The sequence below is a fragment of the Lonsdalea quercina subsp. quercina genome, assembly GCF_000688655.1.
Classification (GTDB): domain Bacteria; phylum Pseudomonadota; class Gammaproteobacteria; order Enterobacterales; family Enterobacteriaceae; genus Lonsdalea; species Lonsdalea quercina.
In genome coordinates, this window is sequence record NZ_JIBO01000023.1 from 1 (window position 1) to 21943 (window position 21943).

At 55.6% G+C, this 21943-nt stretch carries 16 protein-coding genes and 1 tRNA gene; 5 read left to right on the forward strand and 12 right to left on the reverse strand.

The genetic code is table 11. The annotated features are described in order from the left end of the window. From RZ35_RS16575 to orn, 11 genes are all read right to left on the reverse strand, one after another. The coding region (locus tag RZ35_RS16575) for an Hcp family type VI secretion system effector (RefSeq protein ID WP_026744306.1) at positions 1 to 386 on the reverse strand (386 nt) is incomplete at its 3' end. A gap of 330 nt (positions 387 to 716) precedes the next feature. Then, positions 717 to 1643, reverse strand: coding sequence for a D-2-hydroxyacid dehydrogenase (locus RZ35_RS16580; protein ID WP_026744307.1), 927 nt, complete (start codon positions 1641 to 1643; stop codon positions 717 to 719). Between the two features lie 331 nt (positions 1644 to 1974). Next, a complete protein-coding gene (locus RZ35_RS16585; RefSeq protein ID WP_051625609.1) occupies positions 1975 to 2526 on the reverse strand; it encodes a fimbrial protein in 552 nt (183 codons plus the stop codon). Between the two features lie 16 nt (positions 2527 to 2542). Continuing rightward, the gene (locus RZ35_RS16985) at positions 2543 to 3586 is read right to left on the reverse strand and encodes a fimbrial protein (protein ID WP_081825752.1); all 1044 of its coding nucleotides are present in this window, start codon (positions 3584 to 3586) and stop codon (positions 2543 to 2545) included. A gap of 233 nt (positions 3587 to 3819) precedes the next feature. Next, entirely contained in the window at positions 3820 to 4350 is a 531-nt protein-coding gene (locus tag RZ35_RS16595) for a fimbrial protein (RefSeq protein ID WP_036153762.1), read from the reverse strand. Between the two features lie 7 nt (positions 4351 to 4357). Beyond that, on the reverse strand, positions 4358 to 5431 hold the full coding sequence (locus RZ35_RS16600) for a fimbrial protein (protein WP_455709720.1): 1074 nt from the start codon (positions 5429 to 5431) through the stop codon (positions 4358 to 4360). Then, complete coding sequence (locus RZ35_RS16605; RefSeq protein ID WP_051625612.1) at positions 5431 to 8091, reverse strand: fimbrial biogenesis usher protein; 2661 nt, start codon at positions 8089 to 8091, stop codon at positions 5431 to 5433. Before RZ35_RS16605 ends, RZ35_RS16600 begins: the two co-directional genes overlap by 1 nt. Positions 8092 to 8203: 112 nt before the next feature. Beyond that, the gene (locus tag RZ35_RS16610) at positions 8204 to 8869 is read right to left on the reverse strand and encodes a fimbria/pilus periplasmic chaperone (protein WP_099049286.1); all 666 of its coding nucleotides are present in this window, start codon (positions 8867 to 8869) and stop codon (positions 8204 to 8206) included. A 259-nt stretch (positions 8870 to 9128) separates the two neighbouring features. After that, positions 9129 to 9680 (reverse strand): type 1 fimbrial major subunit FimA, encoded by a 552-nt coding sequence (fimA, locus tag RZ35_RS16615; protein ID WP_026744313.1) that lies wholly within the window; start codon positions 9678 to 9680, stop codon positions 9129 to 9131. Between the two features lie 1911 nt (positions 9681 to 11591). Next, positions 11592 to 11667, reverse strand: a tRNA-Gly gene (locus RZ35_RS16620). 183 nt (positions 11668 to 11850) lie between these two features. Continuing rightward, positions 11851 to 12393 (reverse strand): oligoribonuclease, encoded by a 543-nt coding sequence (gene orn / locus RZ35_RS16625; protein ID WP_026744314.1) that lies wholly within the window; start codon positions 12391 to 12393, stop codon positions 11851 to 11853. Between the two features lie 145 nt (positions 12394 to 12538). Between orn and rsgA the strand changes: the two genes are divergently transcribed. From rsgA to mscM, 3 genes are all read left to right on the forward strand, one after another. Next, on the forward strand, positions 12539 to 13588 hold the full coding sequence (gene rsgA / locus RZ35_RS16630) for a small ribosomal subunit biogenesis GTPase RsgA (protein WP_026744315.1): 1050 nt from the start codon (positions 12539 to 12541) through the stop codon (positions 13586 to 13588). Positions 13589 to 13659: 71 nt separating this feature from the next. Further along, positions 13660 to 14565, forward strand: a complete 906-nt coding sequence (gene asd, locus RZ35_RS16635) for an archaetidylserine decarboxylase (protein WP_026744316.1) — start codon at positions 13660 to 13662, stop codon at positions 14563 to 14565. A gap of 27 nt (positions 14566 to 14592) precedes the next feature. Then, on the forward strand, positions 14593 to 17916 hold the full coding sequence (mscM, locus tag RZ35_RS16640; protein WP_026744317.1) for a miniconductance mechanosensitive channel MscM: 3324 nt from the start codon (positions 14593 to 14595) through the stop codon (positions 17914 to 17916). A gap of 104 nt (positions 17917 to 18020) precedes the next feature. On the opposite strand, the gene epmA is transcribed toward mscM, so the two are convergent. Further along, positions 18021 to 18998, reverse strand: a complete 978-nt coding sequence (epmA, locus tag RZ35_RS16645; RefSeq protein ID WP_026744318.1) for an elongation factor P--(R)-beta-lysine ligase — start codon at positions 18996 to 18998, stop codon at positions 18021 to 18023. 406 nt (positions 18999 to 19404) lie between these two features. Here epmA and frdA point away from each other — a divergent pair, with 406 nt between their 5' ends. Both frdA and RZ35_RS16655 read left to right on the forward strand, forming a co-directional pair. Next, on the forward strand, positions 19405 to 21201 hold the full coding sequence (gene frdA, locus RZ35_RS16650) for a fumarate reductase (quinol) flavoprotein subunit (RefSeq protein WP_026744319.1): 1797 nt from the start codon (positions 19405 to 19407) through the stop codon (positions 21199 to 21201). Then, entirely contained in the window at positions 21194 to 21928 is a 735-nt protein-coding gene (locus RZ35_RS16655) for a succinate dehydrogenase/fumarate reductase iron-sulfur subunit (RefSeq protein WP_026741135.1), read from the forward strand. Before frdA ends, RZ35_RS16655 begins: the two co-directional genes overlap by 8 nt. The last annotated feature ends 15 nt before the right edge of the window (positions 21929 to 21943 follow it).

The window sequence follows — 21943 nt, forward strand, 5'->3', positions numbered from 1 at the left end:
TGCGGCATCTGGCAGTCGATATCGACGATGGTGGCGTCGGTCAGCGTGGTGGAGAAGAAGTGCTCCTGCTTGCCTTCAACCGAGGTGCGGTACCATTTCAGGGTCACGGTCGGCAGCATTTCGCCGGACGCCAGGGCGTTGTACATCAGCGGAACGGCTTTGTTCAGCGCCACGGTGAATTTGAACGGCTTGTGCACACGCTGGCCGGACGGCTGACCGGACTGCGGGTCGGTCGGGACGGTCACGATGTGTTTGAATTCCTGCACCAGCATTTCATCTTCGTGGCCCTGCACGTAGATGTTGCCGACGGAGTCGGACGTGAAGGCACCGGCGGTGATGTTGCCCTGAGTTTTCCCTTCAATGCTGATATAACATGGGGTTGGCATAGTCTTGCTCCTAGTTGTTGAACGGTTTTTACTTTCGCCCGCTTAACAATGCAATGACTATGCCAAGTTTTATCTCACTGTTTTATAACGGAATTTAAAATACGCGTTTTACCCTATCCAATACTTGCGCAAAATATTGCGCAAGATGCGCAGATCGTTTGCAAACATTGCGCAAAAAGTGATTTATGCTGGAAAGTGCGCAAGAAGTTGCGCAGATTTGGCAATTATTCTTCGATGGGTCATTATACAATCAGCAATTGCTTATTTATCAACCTTAATCAGACGCAGTGGGAACGCTTTTCCCCTCCGCAACCTTCATCCATAGCAGGATCAGTACTCCTGAGTAAACGCCACCTCCCCCCGCAAAGGTTCTCCCGCCCGAAAACGGGACAGGTTATCCACCAGCAGTCGCGCTAATAGCGCAGTGACCATCGGGCCAGCCACGTGCGGACTCAGCGTCAGGTTGGGAGTCCGCCAGAAAGGATGGCGCTCAGGTAACGGCTCTTGCCGGTACACATCCAGCACGGCGCCCGCAATCTGGCCTTGGTCTAGCGCTGCCAGCAGATCTTCCTCCACCACCGCCGTCCCGCGCCCGACATTGATGAACAGCGCCGACGACTTCATCGCCGCGAACAGCTCAGCGTGATAAATATCCGTTGTGCGGGCGGTGTCCGGCAGCAGATTAATCACATAATCGGCCCCGGCTACCTCGCGCGCCAAGTCGTCTAACCCCGCAACGCGCTTGAAATGGGGCAATGACCGCGGCGTATTGACGATGCCGGACAGTTCGACGCCAAAGGGTTGCAGGAAGGCGGCCACTTCGCCGCCGATGTCTCCAGCGCCGACAATCAGCGCCTGTCGGCCAGCCAACGAACCCGGCAGGCGCGGCTGCCAGATACACTGGCGCTGATTCTCACGTCGTTCCTCCAGATGCAACTCATGTCGGAGTAGATAAGCCAGCACATATTCGGCAATCGGCTGGCCGAACACCCCCACCGCGCGGCTCAGGCGATAGCCGCGCGGTAATCCTTCCGCAAGATAAGGTTTAAAACCAGCCCACGTAGATTGCAGCCACTGCGGATGAACACCCTGCGCCAGCAGGCCGACAACCTGTTTCGGTTCTCCCACCCAGACGTCATATTGCGCCGCCTGAGCGACGGAGCCATCGGAGGTCACCACTTCAATGTCCGATGCCGCATCGCGCAGAGCGCCTTTGATTTCATCCGCACGGGGGTCCAGCACCAACAGAGAGGTCATCATCAGATTCCTTATCAAGTCGAGGGGACGCGTCGTTGCCCGTAGGCTATCGCACGCCATGCGTCACAAGCCGCCTCGTTCATGTGAGGAGGCGCACGCCATCGGAAGATGGCCAGACGACAACAAGCATGGGAGCGCTTGCGCGTTCTGAGAGCGGCAAACGTCTTAAACCTTATGCCATTAACGTCGGGGAGACCAGAGCCGCTTCGGCGTCACGTACGCCTCCTGCAGGCAGGCGGCGACAGGACACGAGCGGGAAGAGAAAAGCGGGAACGAAGAGCGGTCACGGTCGGACCGGCGGCGGCACAACGCCGTCGCCGGTCGCGCGCGCTTACAGATAATTCAAGGTAAAGGTCACATCGCCGTTGGCGGTGCCTGCGGTGACGCTGCTTTGCGTCGCGATATATTGACCATAAAACACCAGCTGCGCATTGCTGGCGCCGGCAGTGAGCGGATATTGCTCGCTGGCGTTGCCAATCGGGATGCGTTGACGATCCTTATCCAAAATGGCGATCCCCACGTGCGTCGCGGTGCTCCCCGAGTTGAGCGCCAGCAGCGTCGAATCGTTCGCATCCGCCGTGCCGGAGAAGGNGGCGGTGACCGAAGATNCCGCCGAACCGCAGCTTTCCAAGTTCACCACGAATCGCACCGGGGCCGCGCCTGTCTTATTGACGGCGAACTGCTTGGTCGCCAGCGTGCCCATATTCACAGTTTGCTCCTGCGACCCCACGCTGACTGAACAGCTGTTGGACACCAGCGTCGCGCTGAGCTGGAGGTTGGTCGATCCCAGATCCGCGCGAGCGGACGGTAAACATCCCCACAGCCCAACGGCCTGCACGATGAAAGCGGCGGTGGCGAGACGGCGAAAATTATTCGGCAACATGAATATTATCCCTCCCTCAATCAAAATCGACGCGCAGGTAGGCCAACGCGGAGACGACGCCCGCCTGCGGCGTATTGCCGGTCACGCTGACCGGATAAGCTTTCACCGTGACGTTGGCGTTTTCATTATCGTCCAGCGTGAAAGGCAGTACGCTGGAGATATCGTTCGGCGTCAGCGCACTGTCGCTGCTATTGGTCACCACAAAACCGACGTCGCTGTTATTCGAGACAATCGCATTGCCCGACACCGTATCGGCCTGCACGCGCAGCGACAAATTGGACTGGGCCTCAATGCCATTGCAGGCAATCGCGATCGTGCGGGTCACGGCGCTGACGCCGTCAGGCTTGGCACCCGCGGTTTTAAACGCGCCGGTGGCGATGTTGCCGAAGTCGATGGCGACCNCCTGCCCAGCATTCAATTCACAGCTTTGCGGCACCGTCATCGTGCCGCTCAGGTATCCGACTACGAGCGGAGAGCCAGTACCCTGTCCCGTTCCGCCCTGATTGCCGTATAAGGAAAAAATCGGGATCGCCGGCAGCGTCGTCATGCCGACAAACTTGCGTTTGATACGGAAACTGACCTGTACCCGACTGCCCGTCGTCGCCGTCCCGCCGCACTTTCCATTACAGTTATTCGATAAGTCGGTAAACGGAACATTATGGTAAGTGCTGCCGCCGGAAGCGTTGTAGACATAGATCCGCGAGGCAATCTGCAAATAATCATTGCCGGTGATGTCGTACCAGTTGGCGGAGCCGTCCGAGAAAGAGAAACTCAGCGCTGAACCGGCCTGAGCGGTATAGTAAACGGTGTCTCTGTTATTGCATCCCCCGCTGATCACATAGGAGCCGCTGTCCGACTTCTGATTCCAGCCGGTGGTGTAGCCGACATAGTTTTGCTGCGAGGAAAAATTGAAATCAAAGTCATAACTCACTGGCGAGCCGGTTGCCGTATTACACAACGTGGCAAAGGTTGTCGGGGAAAAAAAAACGCTCGCCGCCAAACATAGCCATCCGAGCTGTTTTTTTAGGCGTTCGATGAGTGTCGCCATCGTTAGGTTCATCAATATTCGTCCTTATCGTCGTTATCTATCAGTCTGCGGAAGATGCATCGCGTGATTGCCGTTCCCGGCAAGAAAGCAGGATGGCTATTCCCGTCCCGCCGATGCCCAGACCTATGGGAGCTCAGAGCATGAAGTCGCCGCGCCGGCGCATGTCGTTATGGCTAAAGACAACGATGGTCCCGCCGTTCGCACATCATGGGCGGAGTCTTTTCCCTATGCGTTTTCAGATGCTGTTACTGATAGGTCAGCGTGAAAGTCGCGTCGCCGTTGGCCGTACCTGCGGTCACGCTACTCTGCGTCGCCACGTACTGGCCGTAAAACACCAGTTGCACGCTGCTGGCGTTGGCGGTCAGCGCATACTGCTCGCTGGCATTGCCAAGCGAGATGCGGTTGCGATCTTTATCCAAAATCGCAATCCCGACGTTGGTCGCGGTGCTGCTGCTGTTCAGCGCCAGCAGCGTCGCATCATCTTTATTCGCCGTGCCGGTGAAGGTGGTGGAGACGGCGGCGGCGGNCGCGCCGCAGTTCTCCAGATCGAGGGTGAAACGCACCGGCGTCAGCGCTCGGGAGCCACCTTCAAAGAATTGTTTCGTCGCCACCGAGCCAAGATTGACCGTTTTGTTCTGCGAAGCAGTACTGACCGAACAGGTGTTCGACGTCAGATTGCCATTGATCTGGATATACGAGTCATAGGCGGAGGCAACCGGCGAACCGGCCATGATACTGAGCGCCACGCTCCCCAGAATTACTCGATAAATTGTCATAATGGCCTCACTGATAGGAGAACGTCACACCGACCAGNCCGTTNGCCGTTCCCGCGGTCATATCGCCGGTTCGTACATATCTGAACGCGAGCGGAACCGTCACAGACTGCCCCTGAGNGGAAATATCGGCGATGGAGAACTGGTTGGTGTTCCCCTTACTGGAGTCGTCCGGCCCCAGACTCACCGGCGTGGAGCTGCCGTTATAAAACGCCTGAATGCCGATGCCTTTAGCCGTTGAGCCGCTGGTCAGCCCGATGATGTTGCTGGTATTCGCGGTATTGCTCTGGTCGGAGATCGTCGCCGCCACATGGATGCCCGTATCGCAGGACAACCCGATAGACGTCGATTTCGCCGGCGACTGGCTGCCCACGGAGGGCAGGCTGCCGGTGGAGACATTCCCCATGTCAATCACGCGATTCGCGCCGGACTGCACGGTACAACCGGTCGCGGCAACGGTAATCTGGGTCTGGGCGATTTTGATGTACGCGGAGTCGGTAGCAGAGCCGTCGGAGCCATAACATTGCACGATCGCAATATTCTGCGCAGCCAGCGTTGTCGTCCCGGTCTTTAAGTGACCGGTGGTTTTAACCAAAGTGACCTTACCGTAACCGCCGATGCCGTTATACGGCACGGTGTTGGTGCCCGGGGCCGGATACCACTGGTTTTGCGTCGTCATCAGCGCGGAATAGTTCGTGGCGTTCGAATCCTTCACGCCCACCACCAAGCCGATGCCCGGCGTGCCCGAGTCGTAAATAATATAATTCACGCCGCTGATGGTCGTCGTTAATCCCGTGCTGGGACGCACGGCGGAGACATAAGCTTTGGCCGTGGCCTTGCTTGAGTTGTTACACATATAGACGTTTTTGTTGCTCGCCGACCAAGCCGGGCCGATCTGCTGGCCGACGGACACGTCATCCGCCGGGCCGGTATAGCTGATTGCCCCGCTGAAAGTCAGCGTCAGATCGCTGCCGCATTGACCGATAAGGGGAAACGCCAGTAAGGGCAACATGATAGAAAGCCGTTTCGGCCACCCAGCGCTTCTAGCCGCCCGAAGCGATTTCGATGTTGTTAATTGACGCATTACTGGCACCTCACTTTGGCATAACTAATCGCTTTCGTTGCACTATCTTTCGGCAGTGAATAAGGAACAACGCACTGTTCAGCCGTCGCATCGCCCCACTTCACGTTGAGTTTGCCCGTGGGCGGCAAACCGGATAGATAGACCTGGCCATTATCGCCGACGACGCTGTCGGAGCGGCCGTCATTGGTTGAAACCGCAGACCCGAACGGCATCGGCTGCCCGTCAGACCGGATCAGCGTCAGCAGCGCGCGTGAACCGATGTGCGTTTTGAATTCGGCGCGCACCAACGCCCCTTGAGTCGGCACCACGTTCACGACGGCGTCATCCAGATCGGCGTTATCCTTCAGCGTGGTGGTATCGAGAGCAATACGGTTGCGGTGGTAGGTCATCGCGTAAGGAATGACGGCGTAGCCGCGCCAGTCGGTGCTCACACCGGTCACGCTTTCTACGTTAACGTCGCTGGCGCCCGGCGCTTTAATCAATACGTTGGTGGCCCCCAGCGGCTGGCTTAGCGTGAGGCCGCTGTCATGCGCCACAATGCCGCCGCTCAGGCCGTAGTTGACCTGCCGGTATCCCTTGCCGTAGTTGTAGCCGACGTTGGAGTTACCTTGCCGTCCCTGATAGTTCAGGCTGGCATAGCCGCTGCCGCCGACGCCGTGATTGCCGTAGCCTTGCAGCACGCTGTAGTTCAGGTTGTTATCTTCCAACAACGTGCCGTTAATGCCGGCCTGATGCGTTGTCTGTCCGTGCCAGTCGGTATTCGCCGCATAGGTGGCATAGGCCGTGTTACCCGAGCGGGTAATATCCGACTCTTTGCCGCCGCCGGACAACCATTGTCCAATAGGAATGGAAACATTGAAGGCGGCGCGTTTGTCTGGCTCCACCAGTCCGGGACTTTTGTTGTAGTTGAAGGACAGGCTGTAACTCACCCCCTTCAAGTGGCCGCTGTACCCCACCTGCCACAATGAATTGGTGTCATTGGTACGCCAGTAGGTTTGGCGGCTGCCGCTCAGGAAAACGGAGCCGTAATCGCCGAGCTGCTGGGTGATGTTGACCTGAATACGCCCTTTACGGTTGTAGTTAAGGTTGTAGTAATTGTTGTACTCCACCGTTGGGTCGACCAGTCCGTCATCGGTATCGTAGTTCGTGCCGATCATGCGGCGATAGCTGGTTTCATCGAGCGTGTAGTAGCCCTGCGTGGAGTAGCGGTAGCCCAGCAGCTGGAAGTTGGTGCCGACGGTGTTCAACGACTTGGCGTACAGGAAGCGCATTGACTGCCCTTGATGACGGCTGTCATCCGCCAGCTTACTGTATGCTTGGGTGACATCCGCCGACAGCGCGCCCCAGTCCCCGAGGTTTTTACCGGCGCCGATCGCACCAGCCTGATATTTCTTCGCCACCTGCGTACCGCCATACAGCGTGAAGCCGCCGGGCAGCCCCCAGATCACCGTGCCTTGCCCGAACTCGGGTTTTTCCTGCTCGGTGTAGTTGCTGCGGTATTTACCTGCGGTCACCGCGTATTTCACGCGCCCTTCGCGCTGTAATACCGGCACCGCCGAGTAGGGCACGCTGAAGGTGCTGGAGCTGTTGTCGCTTTCCGTCACCGTCACCACCATATCCCCGCTGGAGGAGGTCGGATAAAGGTCGGTGATGGCGAATGCGCCCGGCGCGACGTAAGACTGATAAATGATAAAGCCGTTCTGCCGGATCGTGACTCGGGCGTTGCTTTTCGCGACGCCGCGGATGGTGGGGGCGAATCCGCGCATGCTGTCCGGCAGCATATTATCGTCCGACGCAAGCTGCGCGCCGCGAAAGCCCAACGTATCGAACACATCGCCCGGCGTATTGCTATCGCCGAGGGTAAGTTCGCTTTTCAGCGGAATAATCGCGTGCTGCAAATACGTATTAATATGCTGCCAGTTGCGCGTATGCCGCCCCTCAAAGCTGTAGTAGCTCCAGGNGGAGTAATCCCGCAGGCGCCATCCGTTCCAGTTAAGGCCGCTGTTCAGATTGAGGAAGTAGTTGTTGCTGCTGTCGTCGCCGGAGCTATTGCTACCGGTGAAGTCATAGTTCAGCAGCGCGGCGGAGATGCCGTCATCCCACTGTTCCGGCGGAATGTAGCCGCGGCCGCTGTTATTGAGCGAAGCTTGAGGCAGGCTGATATTCAGGCGTTGCAGTTCGAAATCAAACGCCATATGGGCGTCGGGGATGATGCGCGTCAGCGCCACGCACTCCTGCCCCGAGCTACTAGCGGCGGCCGGGAATGCCGACATGTTGACGTTGAGCGACTCAACCTGCGAGTGGGTAATGCAGGGCACCAGCCCCGTATCGTCCGACTCGTGTTCGAGCGGCGTTACGCCAGCGGCTGTCGGTTTGCGCGCATCAAACCGGATATTCCGCGTTTCGACGAATTCATCGTTCACATAGACATCGACGTGATAGACCCCCGGCACCTGCCCTTTTCCCTGCTCGAACCGCGACAAATCCGCCACCGCCGAAGGATCGCTGGATAAGAACGCCGGGTTAAAGAACAGTTCGGCATAAGCGCCGGCCGAAGGTAATGCTACGCATAACGCGATCGCCCGGCACAGCGGCGACAACCGCCACAACGGCGTGGCGCGCGACTGTCTGAAATGGGGCTTCCGATATAATGGCCGCATATGAAAAACTCCTGAAAGAAAAACTCCTGAAAAAAGTGACGGAAAGCAACTTGAACGGTATGCGCCCTCCTTTTTCATGCCCGGTTCGGGATTTGCCGTTCACTGTTCGGCGCTATTGCATGACGCCGTTAATGCGTGCGCTGTTGGCCCCATAATCATTGATTGACTGGAAGAACACCTGGCCACTTGCATCGGCAGGCAACGCAACGGAGACATTTCCTTTAGGCGGCGCCATGGTGTTAGGCAGTTTTCGGGTACCGAGGTTGAAGTTCACTAACGTGACGAAATAAGGCGTTGGGTTGGTGATGATGAGGCTATTGCCCTGACGATGAAATCGCAGATGCGTGGGCGCTTCGGCCGGGCTTTCCGGCAGGCCGACGGGGCGGACGAACAGTTTGATGCGGGAGAGGACCGCCAATTGCAGAACGTTTTTATCCTGAATATCTCTGCGATCGACGGACGGAATCGCCTTAACGTTCATCCAGAACACCGATTCGCGATCGGTCGGCAAAGGCGCGCCGACGTACATAATGCGTAAAATGTTTTCACCCGATGGTTTGGCGACGAACAGCGGCGGCGTGACCACAAATGCCTCGCTTTTCTTGCCCGTCGTATCTTCGACCCAAGACTGAATAAGAAATGGACTTTTGGTATCCGTATTGGTCACGCCCAAAGAGGTTTGGGCCGCACCGGCGGAATAGATCACCCTCGTCGCGCCCAGCGCCACGCCCCCGGCCTGCGCCACCAGCGGAATGACGGTTAAAACGGACAGCGCCATACCGGCCAAAGCGCGGCGGAAAAAAGTTGAATTAAGCACGCTAAACTCCATGTACGAAAATGACTGATTGACAGCTACAGGTTGAGCATTACGCGCGAGGTCGGATTACGTCAGACGCTAAATCCGCCTCCGCTAACACGGCGGATGTCGGTACAGAAACGCGGAACCGGCGTTTGTTTGTCGCAACGTCGTTTCCACAAAAAGTCAAAAATGGCGCCCTCCTTGGCGGCCATAACGCATCCCTGCGTGCGTGATGTAGTTATTCGTACTGCATGGTAAAGGTGGCATCCGCATCCGCTTCGCCAGGGGTTACGGTAGCCAGCGTCGATTTATAGCGAGCGTTGAAGTTCAGGGTGTTGCTACCGGTGATCAGCGTCTGCGGGCTAGAGAAAGCGGCGCCGGTCGGGGACAGTACGGTGCCTTTGCTATCGGAAATTTCGATACCTACGCCAGCTGCCGCGCCGGAGCTGCCGCCGCTGATGTTGCTGGTGGACAATACGGTGTTGTCGTTACCATCGGCAGATCCGCTAAAAGCGACGGCGGCTGTCGTGGAAACGGTAGGATCGCAATCTTCAAGTTTGATCGTGAAAGGCACCTTACCGGAGTAAGCCCCTACCGCAGTAAAGTTCGCGGTACGATACTGTCCGAGGTTAACCGTCTGGTTAGAAGAGGTTGAGCTGACCGCACAAGCCGCATTCACGATCTGGCCTGTAAAGTGTACGGTACCACCGGCAACGGTCGTCGCAGCGCTGGCATAACCGGCTGACAGAATAGACGCGCCAATTAAGGCGCCGAGTAGAGTTTTACGCATAGTCACTATTCCTTATTACCAATATAAAGGCTATGTAAATAGTCTAAGAGTGTGATTTTTAGACACACGGATATTTCCCGCCCGCCGGAACCTCTGCATCATGAATATAAAGGCACGTCGAAGACGTGACTTTATATAAAGACAGAAGCGGCAAGACTAAGAAATTATTGCAAATGAAGAATTCCCCCTGCCCTTTGAGTATTTTCTAAAAATAATAAATCGCGAGGTTTAACAAAAACCTGTTAAATTCAGGGGAAAATCCATACATTCAGCAGTGAGAGCACCAAAAATAAGAATAAAAAAATAAAAAAATAAAAATAGACAGCATAAAGTATGGAGTTATGGGGTTCTCATCGGCATTTTTCGGGTTTTAAAAACAAATAAAATATGGCATATGAACATCCATGTTTATTTATTGTTTAAATTGACAACCAATGCATAATCGACATAAAGAATAATGACAAATTAATAAGCAAACAATGCGTCAATATGAAAATAGCCTTCCTATAGAGGATACGCTTAATAGGAAAATACGATAAGAAAAAGATGAGAGCGCTGAGGCAGACTTAGAGAATAAAATAAACGGGATGTCTGATGAGAATGGGTGGAAAAAGGCTATTTATCCTGGCGCTTCCGCGAGTCTGTCGTTAACGCTATTTTTCATCTCGACGAGATGCAGAGCATATCGTTTGCATAGCACGTAGGATTTCAAATACGACTCCAGGTGAGTATCACCCGCAACAAAGAAGACACTTCATTGATAGTAAAAGATAAAATTAACATCACTGCTTGATGCGTGCAGTGTTGTTCCCCTCTTGACGCTATACCATCGCGCCCGCCCATCCGACGCTAAGAGAAGCGCTCCTGCTCTGTGGTCATCCCCCTAGTGAAAAGAGAGTGCCCACATCAATATCAAGCCATTACCACGTAAAAATAAGGGAGAATAAAATAACTCAGAATTCCTCACCCGAATATTCTGATTATTTTGAAGGCGGTTATCATGGTTCAGTCGTTGTTTGCATGGCACCCTGAACATTTAATAAACAACGCCGATGCAACAGCAGATTAACAATATTTACCCTCAGTATTTATACCCCGTAGCGCCTCACAACATCTATTCTGAGACGATTATTTTTCAGCCCAATTATTCACAACTTAACATAGGATTGAAGAACCACCTGCCGAAACCGTTATTGCCGGGGAAAACACAACGATTATTATGTGTTATCGCCGTTTTAATAACGGTATTCCCTTTGGTACTGGGAAAACGACGACATGGCCACAATAATGTCATTAGCATACTAATAAGCTCAAAAGCCGATCAGACGCCGGCGAAATGGAGTAATACCTTATTTTTTTCTTGATATACGATAAAAATAAGACCCCATGATGACTTATTTTCAGCTATCCCCGGATGCGGGCCGTCCCAATAAGGATCATATTATGACGGAAGTTAAATACCAAGAGGAAGGCGCAGCCCAATCCCAGGCATTGCCGCATCTCGTCTCCCATTGATATGTGGTGCGCCTCACAGGAGCGCTGAGCGACGTATTATCTTCCAGCGAAGCCCATCAGGTATCGTCACGGTCCCGCGTAAGCGGAGGTATCTGTTCGGTAGGTTTCCAGAGAGCGTTGGCATTTGAGGACGGCGGATGAGACATAGTGATGACTCAATGCGTCAAGCAGCAGATCTGCAACTGACGTTGCAGNCGTTCAAGGAAATTTCCCATCCATTGAAAAATGCATTTTCTGAACACATTGGATGGTTTCGTCATTGCCGATTTTCACGCGCAATGTCGATGTAGCTGGAGCGAGTTTTATTCTTAGTGGATTTTTCTGGAGGCTAAAAAATAAATTAATGAGTTGAATCAGAGAGCTACAGACTTTGGTGACTGTCTATAGAGGAAGAATTGGAGCGGGAAACGAGACTCGAACTCGCGACCCCGACCTTGGCAAGGTCGTGCTCTACCAACTGAGCTATTCCCGCTTGGGTGGTGCTGTCAGTACCGAAATTTCTTTGCCGGTACGGGGAGCGCATTATACGAGGAAAGTTTGGTTGCGCAACCCCTGAAACGCAATTTTCTTCTAACTGAGGAGAAAAACGCCAAGATGAGGAAAATATCGCCGCGACAGACGGTTTCCGTCGCGCGATATTCTCCACTGGCGCTCGTTACAGTTGAATAAAATGCTCGCGGTAGTAGGCCAGTTCGGCGACGGACTCACGGATATCGTCCAGCGCCTGATGCGTGTTCTGCTTTTTGAAACCGGTCAGAATCTCCGGTTTCCAGCGGCGCGCCAGTTCTTTCAACGTGCTGACATCCAAATAGCGATAGTGGAAGTAGGATTCCAGTTCCGGCATGTAGCGGAACAGAAAACGGCGATCCTGACCCNCGCTGTTGCCGCAAATCGGCGACTTGCCTTCCGGCACCCACTGGCGCAGAAACGCGATCGTCTCCTGCGCGGCGGCGTTCTCGTCATAGGTGCTCGCCCTCACGCGTTCGACCAGACCGCTGCCGGTATGCGTACGAACATTCCAGTCATCCATCAGCGCGAGTTGGCTGTCCGGCTGATGAACCGCCAGCGTAGGCCCTTCCGCCAGTATGTTTAGATGAGCGTCGGTCACCAACGTCGCAATTTCAATGATGCGATCCCGTTCCGGATCCAGTCCCGTCATTTCCAGATCGATCCAGATCAGATTGTTTTCGTTTACCATGTTATCGATATTCCTGTAGGGCTTTTCGGCCCGCCGTCGACGTGGCTTCGCAGACACGCTCGGCATCGGTTAATTAAAGTCAAATAGGGTGTATTATAGGCATATCTCATGTCATGAGCGATAACCACGAATCTAGAGAGGTTGAGTGAGCAAAAAGAAACTGTCAAAAGGTCAGCAACGTCGAGTCAGCGCGAATCATCAGCGCCGCCTGAAGCATGCAGACAGTAAAATCGTATGGGAGGACAACCAGCTGGGCGACGCCCAGGAAGGGACCATCATCAGCCGCTTCGGGATGCATGTCGACGTGGAAGCCACAGACGGTACGCAACGTCGCTGTAACATTCGTCGTACCATAAAATCGCTGGTCACCGGCGACAAGGTCGTCTGGCGCCCCGGTAATGAAACGCTGGGGGGCATCAGCGGCATTGTGGAAGCGGTGCATCCTCGTGAGTCAGTCCTCACGCGTCCGGACTTCTACGACGGCGTCAAACCTATCGCCGCCAACATCAATCAGATCGTGATTGTCTCCGCCATCCTCCCCGAGCTGTCGATCAATATCATCGACCGTTATCTGGTGGCCTGCGAAACGCTGGAAGTCGAACCGCTCATCGTCCTGAACAAGATTGATTTGCTGGATGAAGAATCACGCCAGTTCGTTGACGAGGTGATGGAGATTTACCGCGCATTGCATTACCGGGTGCTGATGGTCTCCAGCAAAACCGGCGACGGCATGAAGGATCTGGAAACCGCGTTGACCCACCGCGTCAGCATCTTTGCCGGTCAGTCCGGCGTCGGTAAATCCAGCCTGCTTAACGCCTTGCTCTACCCTGAAGAAGGCAAGATCCTGGTCAACGATGTGTCCGATAACTCCGGACTGGGACAACACACAACGACTGCGGCCCGCCTGTATCACTTCCCGCACGGCGGCGACGTGATCGACTCTCCCGGCGTGCGGGAATTTGGGCTATGGCACCTCGACCCCGAGCAGGTGACGCAGGGGTTTATCGAGTTCCGCGACTATCTGGGCAGCTGTAAATTCCGCGATTGCAAACATGACACCGATCCCGGCTGCGCCATTCGTGCCGCGCTGGAGCGCGGGGAAATCGCACCGGAGCGTTTTGATAACTACCATCGCATTCTCGAAAGCCTGTCTCAGGTAAAAACGCGTAAATCCTTTTCCGACTCGGATAACTGACATTTATTGTCACCCTCGCTACAATGCGCCGCTTTTGGTATTGGCGCATCACAACACCCAAGAGGCTCACTGTGCTGGATAGAATCAAGATTGCTTTACAACATCTGTTGCCGAAAATCTGGCTGACCCGGCTCGCAGGCTGGGGAGCCGAACGACGGGGAGGCGCTCTCACCAAGCTGGCGATCGACCTGTTTGTCCGCGTTTACCACGTCAACATGCAGGAAGCCCAACAGCCGGACACCGCGGCTTATCCGACGTTCAACGACTTCTTCACCCGTCCCCTGCGTCCCGGCGTTCGCCCGGTAGACCCGCACGATCACCGACTGGTCCAACCCGCCGATGGCGCGATCTCTCAGTTAGGGGCGATTGAAAACGACACGCTGTTGCAGGCAAAGAATCATACCTATTCATTGGAAGCCTTGCTCGCGGGCAACTACATCATGGCGGATAATTTTCGTCATGGCCTGTTCGTCACCACCTATCTGTCGCCCAAGGATTACCACCGCGTTCATATGCCTTGCGACGGTACGTTGCGCGAGATGATTTACGTGCCGGGCGACCTGTTTTCAGTCAATCCGCTGACCGCCGCTAACGTGCCGAATCTGTTCGCCCGTAACGAACGCGTGATCTGTCTGTTCGATACCGAATGGGGTCCGATGGCCCAAATTCTGGTGGGTGCGACCATCGTTGGCAGCATTGAAACCGTTTGGGCTGGCACAGTGACGCCGCCGCGTGAAGGCGTCATCAAGCGCTGGACCTACCCTGCCGCAGGAGAGACGGGCGCGATCTCGCTGGATAAGGGCGCAGAGATGGGACAGTTTAAACTGGGTTCTACCGTGATTAATTTGTTTGCTGCGAACAAAATGCAACTGATGAGCAATCTGTCCAGCCAAAGCGTCACCCGAATGGGGGAACCCCTTGCGGAAGCAATCAGCGAGAACGCCATCGTCCCTGCGACAACGGGAAATACGCCTTAAACCGCGACAATATAGAGGTAAGTTAGCGTGCGTCTGATATTGATCTTTCTACTGGGATGCCTGCTATCCGCGCCGGCGCTGACCGCCCAGCTTCCTAGCGAAGCCCAGCTTCGCCAGGACTTACAGCAGGCGGAAGCTAATAAATCACAGCCGAATCAGGCAGATATCGTCAAAGAGCTGCAATCTGCTTTGCGCATGCTGGATGAGCGGAAAAACGCTATTGAACGGGTGGATCAGTATCAGCGCGTGATCGAAGACTTCCCCCGTCTCACGCGCGGGCTACGTCAGGAGCTGGCGGCGGAAGACGCCAAATCGACGCCCGCCGTCCATAACCTCTCCGTTAACGAACTCGAACAGCAGATTGTTCAAACCAGCAGCCAACTGCTGGAACAATCCCGCCAGCAGCAGCTGGAGCAGGATCGCTTACGGGAAATCAGCGACTCGCTGGCTCAGTTGCCGCAGCAACAGTCGGAAGCCAGTCGCGCGCTCAACGACGTCGAACGGCGGATCCAAATGCAGGGCNCCGCCAATACGCCACTGGCGCGAGCGCAGCTCGCTTCGTTGCAGGCGGAAGCCGCGCTGAGCAAAAGCCGGGTCGATGAGCTAGAACTGGCGCAACTGTCCGCCAGTAATCGCCAGGAGCTTTCCCGCCTGCGGGCGGAACTCTTCAAAAAGCAGCGGGACCGCCTGGATGAGCAGTTACAAACCCTGCGCAGTACCCTTAACGGTATGCGCCAGCGCGAAGCCGAGCAGGCGCTGGAACGTACCGAACTGTTAGCAGAGCAAAGCGGCAACCTGCCTTCGGCCATCNCCAGCCAGCTGCAGGTGAACCGCGATTTGTCCCTGGCTCTGAATCAGCAGGCTCAGCGCATGGACTTAATCGCTTCGCAGCAGCGGCAGGCCGCGTCGCAAACGCTGCAAGTGCGCCAGGCGCTGAGTACGCTACGCGAACAGGCCCAGTGGCTTGGATCGTCTACCGCGCTTGGCGAAACGCTGCGGGCTCAGGTCGCTCGACTGCCGGAAATGCCGAAGCCCCAACTGCTGGATGGCGATATGACCCAGCTACGGGTACAGCGTCTACAGTACGAAGATACGTTATCCAAGCTGCCGAAAAGCGAGCAGGCGCAGCAGGATGACGGCTCACCGCTCACTGCCTCACAGCAAAAAATATTCAACGATCAGCTACGTACCCAACGAGAACTGCTGACCTCATTGATTTCAGGCTGTGACACGCAGATTCTTGAGCTGACCAAGCTGAAGGTCGCCAGCAATCAGCTCGAAGACGCCTTGATAGAGATCCGCGAGGCCGCCCATCGCTACCTGTTCTGGGTGGCGGACGTCGACCCGCTGACGCTCTCCTATCCGCTTCAACTGGTGCAGGATCTATCCCGCTTGCTGTCTTTGGACACGCTGACGCAGCTCAGCAGCGCCATGGTGATGATGGTGACGAGTTGGAGTACGCTGCTGCCGTTGATTGGCGCCCTTCTGCTGGTCGCGCTCAGCATCAGTTCGCGCCGCCACTATCATGCATTTCTGGAGCGCGCCAGCGGACGCGTGGGCAAAGTTACGCTCGACCACTTCATGCTAACCCTGCGCACCGTATTCTGGTCGGTGATGGTCGCCATTCCGCTGCCGATCCTGTGGGCCGCCTTGGGCTATGGCCTGCAAAATGCGTGGCCCTATCCGGTCGCTGTTGCCATAGGCGATAGCGTCACCGCCACCGTGCCGTTGATGTGGGTCGTGATGATCAGCGCCTCGTTCGCGCACCGTCAAGGCCTGTTCATCGTGCATTTCGGCTGGTCGCCCAAGCGGGTGGAGCGAGCGATGCGCTACTATCGGCTCTCCATCGGTCTGATCGTGCCCCTGATCATGGCGCTGATAACCTTTGATAATCTCAACGATCGGCAATTTTCCAGCACGCTGGGACGTCTCTGCTTCATTCTGCTGTGCCTGGCGCTCAGTCTGGTCACCACCAGTCTGAAACGCGCTGGCATACCGCTGTATCTGGATAAGGAAGGTTCAGGAGAAAACCCCGTAAACCGCGCCATGTGGAACCTGCTGCTCTGCATGCCGCTGATTGCAGTACTGGCTTCCTGCTTCGGCTATCTGGCCACATCGCAGGCGCTGCTGGCGCGATTGGAAAAGTCGGTGGCCATTTGGTTCTTCTTGTTNGTGATTTACCACATCATTCGCCGCTGGATGCTGATTCAACGCCGACGCATCGCATTTGACCGAGCTAAGCAGCGCCGAGCCGAAATACTGGCGGTCCGTGCGCGTGGAGAAGAGGAATCGACGCCACAGAGCAATGAAGCCGGAGGAGACGTGGTGGTCGAAGAGCCGGTCGTCGATCTGGACGCCATCAGCGCGAAATCCCTGCAGTTGGTGCGCTCAGTGCTGACGCTGATTGCACTGGTATCCGTGCTGGCGCTGTGGTCGGAAATCCACTCGGCATTCTCCTTCCTTGAGAACATCAGCCTGTGGGATGCCACCAGCACGATAAACGGAACGGAGACGGTCCAGCCGATTACGCTGGGCGCCGTGCTGATCGCCATCCTGATCTTCTTTATTACGACTCAGTTGATGCGCAACCTGCCCGCGCTGTTGGAGCTGGTGCTGTTGCAGCACGTCGAGCTGTCGCCCGGCTCCGGCTACGCCATCACCACGGTCAGCAAATATGTGCTGCTGTTGATCGGCGGGATGTTCGGCTTCTCTATGCTCGGCATCGAGTGGTCCAAGTTTCAGTGGCTGGTCGCTGCGCTGGGGGNCGGACTTNGCTTCGGATTGCAGGAGATTTTCGCCAACTTTATCTCCGGCCTGATCATCCTGTTCGAGAAACCGATACGCATTGGCGATACGGTGACAATCCGCGATCTGACCGGGAGCATTATGCGCATCAATACCCGCGCCACCACCATCTCGGACTGGGACCGCAAGGAGATCATCGTCCCCAACAAGGCCTTTATCACCGAGCAATTCATCAACTGGTCGCTGTCCGATGCGGTGACACGTGTTGTACTGACCATTCCGGCCCCGGCAGACGCCAATACGGAAGAGGTCACCGAGATGCTGCTGGATGCCGTCAAACACTGCTCGCTGGTGCTGGACAACCCGCCGCCGGAGGTTTTCCTCGTTGATTTACGTCAGGGGATTCAGCTGTTCGAACTGCGTATCTACGCCGCCGAAATGGGACNCCGGATGCCGCTGCGCCATGAGATTCATCAGCTAATTCTGGACGGCTACCGTAAGCACAATCTGGTGATGCCGTTCCCGCCGTTCCAGGTCCAGATGAACTCCGTACAGATCGACGGCCGCAACGCCGGTTCCGCCACGCGCACGCCGGGCGGTCTCTAATCGTCTGACCGCTGAGGCTTTCCGGCGCTGAACGACACTGATAAAAAAATCCGGTGAGGCGACGCCCACACCGGATTTTTTTCGCCCATGCCGCGGGCCGTTCGTCAGGATCGGTCCACGGTAAAAGCCATCACCTCGCTGATAGACTCGGCTTTCAGCGCCAGCATGATCAGACGGTCGACGCCGAGCGCGACGCCCGCGCAATCCGGGATACCCGCGGTCAACGCATCCAACAGATTTTCGTCAATGGGTTGAACCGGCAGGCCGCGCGCGGCGCGTTTGCGATTGTCCTGTTCAAAACGCTGACGCTGCTCGGCGCTGTCGGTCAGCTCACGGAAGCCGTTTGCCAGTTCAATACCTTTGAAGTAGACCTCGAACCGCTCAGCGNCCCGGTGATCTTCCGTGCTGATTTCAGCCAGAGACGCCTGTGTGGCCGGGAAATGGTAGACGAAGGCCGGTTTGTCGCGGCCGATATTAACCTCGACACCCACCGCGAACAGCAGTTGCAGCAGCGTATCGCGATCCTCTTCCTGATGAGCGACGTCACCCACGCCCAGCGTCTCGGCGACTTCACGCAGTTGAGCCTTGTCGGCGGAGAGCGGATCGACGTCCAAATGGCGCTGGAAGGCCTGCTGATAGGTGAGCATTTCAGCGCTTTCGCACTCCAGCACCTGTTGCAGCAGATCGTCCACCTCATTCATCAGGCGGTACATATCATAATGCGGGCGATACCACTCAAGCATCGTGAATTCAGGATTATGATGACGGCCGGATTCTTCGTTGCGGAAGCTGCGCCCCAGCTGATAGATAGGACCGCTGCCCGCCGCCAGTAGGCGTTTCATATGATATTCCGGGCTGGTCATCAGGTAGAGTTTCAAGCCGTCCGCAGCGCCTGGTCCGACATATTGGGTATCGAAGGGAACCAGATGAACGTCTGTGACCGTTGCCTGACTCATGGCGGGGGTTTCCACCTCTAGCACGCCGCGATCGGAGAAGAAGCGCCGAATTTCGTTCATGATCTCCGCCCGCTTCAACAGATTGGCAATTGGGGCGCTGGGTTGCCAACTTGCCGTTTCGCTCATGGTGGTCTACTCCAAAGTCAAAGAGGGGGTGAAGTCTACCCGCATCAGTCCAGCCAAACAAATCATATCCAGTTGAAGATGTTTTAATCAGTAGGGGTAGGTATTTATTAAAGCAATAAAAGTGCTGTTTTTACTTTAATTGCATTTTCGATCACGTTTTACGAACTATTCCTCTCCGCTGGTTAAAAAACAGCAAAATGCTGGATCACATCAAATTTCAGCGACCTTTAAATAGCTATAATCATTTCCACACAAAAAAGAGTGATTTAACGGCTATCCACGGCCGACAGACTTTTTTTCTGCTCCTCCCAACTCACTAAAAACTGGGCAGAAATAAATCCAATATTCACATTACGCATTATTTTCTTATTTTATCTTATTTAACTTATGTAACTGGAGGAATGCAGTGCAGACCTTTAATGCCGACTTGGCCATTATCGGGGCCGGGGGCGCTGGCTTACGCGCAGCAATTGCTGCAGCCGAAGCTAATCCCCAACTGAAGATTGCGCTGATCTCAAAAGTCTATCCAATGCGGAGCCATACCGTGGCCGCAGAAGGAGGATCGGCTGCGGTCACTCAGGATCACGATAGCTTTGACTTCCATTTCCAGGATACTGTCGCCGGCGGCGACTGGCTCTGCGAACAGGACGTCGTCGACCAATTTGTTCACGAGTGCCCACGTGAAATGATTCAGATGGAACAGTGGGGTTGCCCGTGGAGTCGTAAACCGGATGGTTCGATCAACGTACGCCGTTTCGGCGGTATGAAGATTGAACGAACCTGGTTCGCGGCGGACAAAACCGGTTTCCATATGCTGCACACTTTGTTCCAGACTTCGCTGAAATACCCGCAAATTCAGCGTTTCGACGAACACTTCGTGCTGGATATTCTGGTCGATGAGGGTCACGCGCGCGGCGTAGTCGCCATCAACATGATGGAAGGCGAGCTGGTGCAGATCCGCGCCAACGCCGTCATCATGGCGACTGGCGGCGCCGGACGTGTGTACCGTTATAACACTAACGGCGGCATCGTCACCGGCGACGGCATGGGCATGGCGTTCCGCCACGGCGTGCCGCTGCGCGATATGGAGTTCGTACAGTATCACCCGACCGGCCTGCCCGGCTCCGGCATCCTGATGACCGAGGGCTGCCGCGGCGAAGGCGGCATCATGGTCAACAAAGACGGCTACCGCTATCTGCAGGATTACGGCATGGGACCGGAAACGCCGCTGGGTCAGCCGAAAAACAAATACATGGAGCTGGGGCCGCGCGATAAGGTGTCTCAGGCATTCTGGCATGAGTGGCGCGCCGGGCGCACCATCTCTACCCCGCTGGGCGATGTGGTCTACCTCGACCTGCGTCACCTGGGCGAGAAGAAACTGAAAGAGCGCCTGCCTTTCATCTGCGAGCTTGCCAAAGCCTACGTCGGCGTCGATCCCGTCAAAGAACCTATCCCGATTCGCCCTACCGCGCATTACACCATGGGCGGCATCGAAACCGATCAGCAGTGTGAAACGCGTATCAAAGGCCTATTCGCCGCCGGTGAATGTTCCTCCGTCGGCCTGCACGGCGCCAACCGTCTAGGCTCCAACTCCCTCGCAGAGCTAGTGGTCTTCGGCCGTTTGGCGGGCGAACACGCAGTACGGCGCTCTCAGGAAGCGACGCCCGCCAATACCAGCGCGCTGGATGCGCAGGCACGCGACGTGGAGAAGAAGCTGCATGACTTGATGAATCAGGAAGGTACGGAAAGCTGGTCGAAAATTCGTGATGAGATGGGAATGACGATGGAAGAAGGCTGCGGTATCTATCGCACCACCGACCTGATGCAAAAAACCGTCGATAAGCTGGCCGAACTGAAAGAACGTTTTAAACGCGTCAAAATCAGCGACCACTCCAGCGTGTTTAACACCGACCTGCTCTACACCATCGAACTCGGCCATGGACTGGACGTGGCGGAATGTATGGCGCACTCCGCGATTAACCGCAAAGAGTCCCGCGGCGCCCACCAGCGTCTTGACGAGGGTTGCACCGAACGTGACGACGTTAATTACCTGAAGCATACGCTGGCGTTCCATAGCCAGGACGGCGCTCCGCGTCTTGAATATAGCGACGTGAAGATCACCAAACTGCCGCCAGCGAAACGCGTTTACGGCGGTGAAGCCGATGCTCAGGAGAAAAGTAAGAAGGAGCAAGCGAATGGCTGAGATGCAAACCCTGAAAATGGAAGTCATGCGCTATAACCCGGAGCAGGACAGTGCGCCGCACTTCGAAACGTATGAAGTGCCGTACAACAAGCAGACCTCCTTGCTTGATGCGCTGGGTTATATCAAAGACAACCTGGCGCCGGATCTGTCTTACCGTTGGTCCTGTCGTATGGCGATCTGCGGCTCCTGCGGCATGATGGTCAACAACGTGCCGAAGCTGGCCTGTAAGATCTTCCTGCGCGACTATACCGACGGCCTGAAAGTGGAAGCGCTAGGTAACTTCCCCATTGAGCGCGATTTGGTGGTGGATATGACTCACTTCATTGAGAGTCTGGAAGCCATCAAGCCGTATATTCTCGGCAATGATCGCAAACCGGAAGACGGCGCCAACAATCAGACACCGGCGCAGATGGCGAAATACCATCAGTTCTCCGGCTGCATCAACTGCGGGTTATGCTACGCCGCCTGCCCTCAGTTTGGTCTGAACCCGGAGTTCATCGGCCCCGCCGCCATTACGCTGGCGCACCGCTACAATCTCGACAATCGCGATCATGGTAAGAAAGCACGCATGCCACAGTTGAACAGCGATAACGGCGTATGGTCCTGTACTTTTGTCGGTTACTGCTCCGAAGTGTGTCCGAAGCACGTCGATCCCGCCGCTGCCATCCAGCAAGGCAAGGTCGAAAGCGCCAAAGATTTCATGATCGCTATGCTGAAACCACAATAAGAGAGGGAGGCAAAC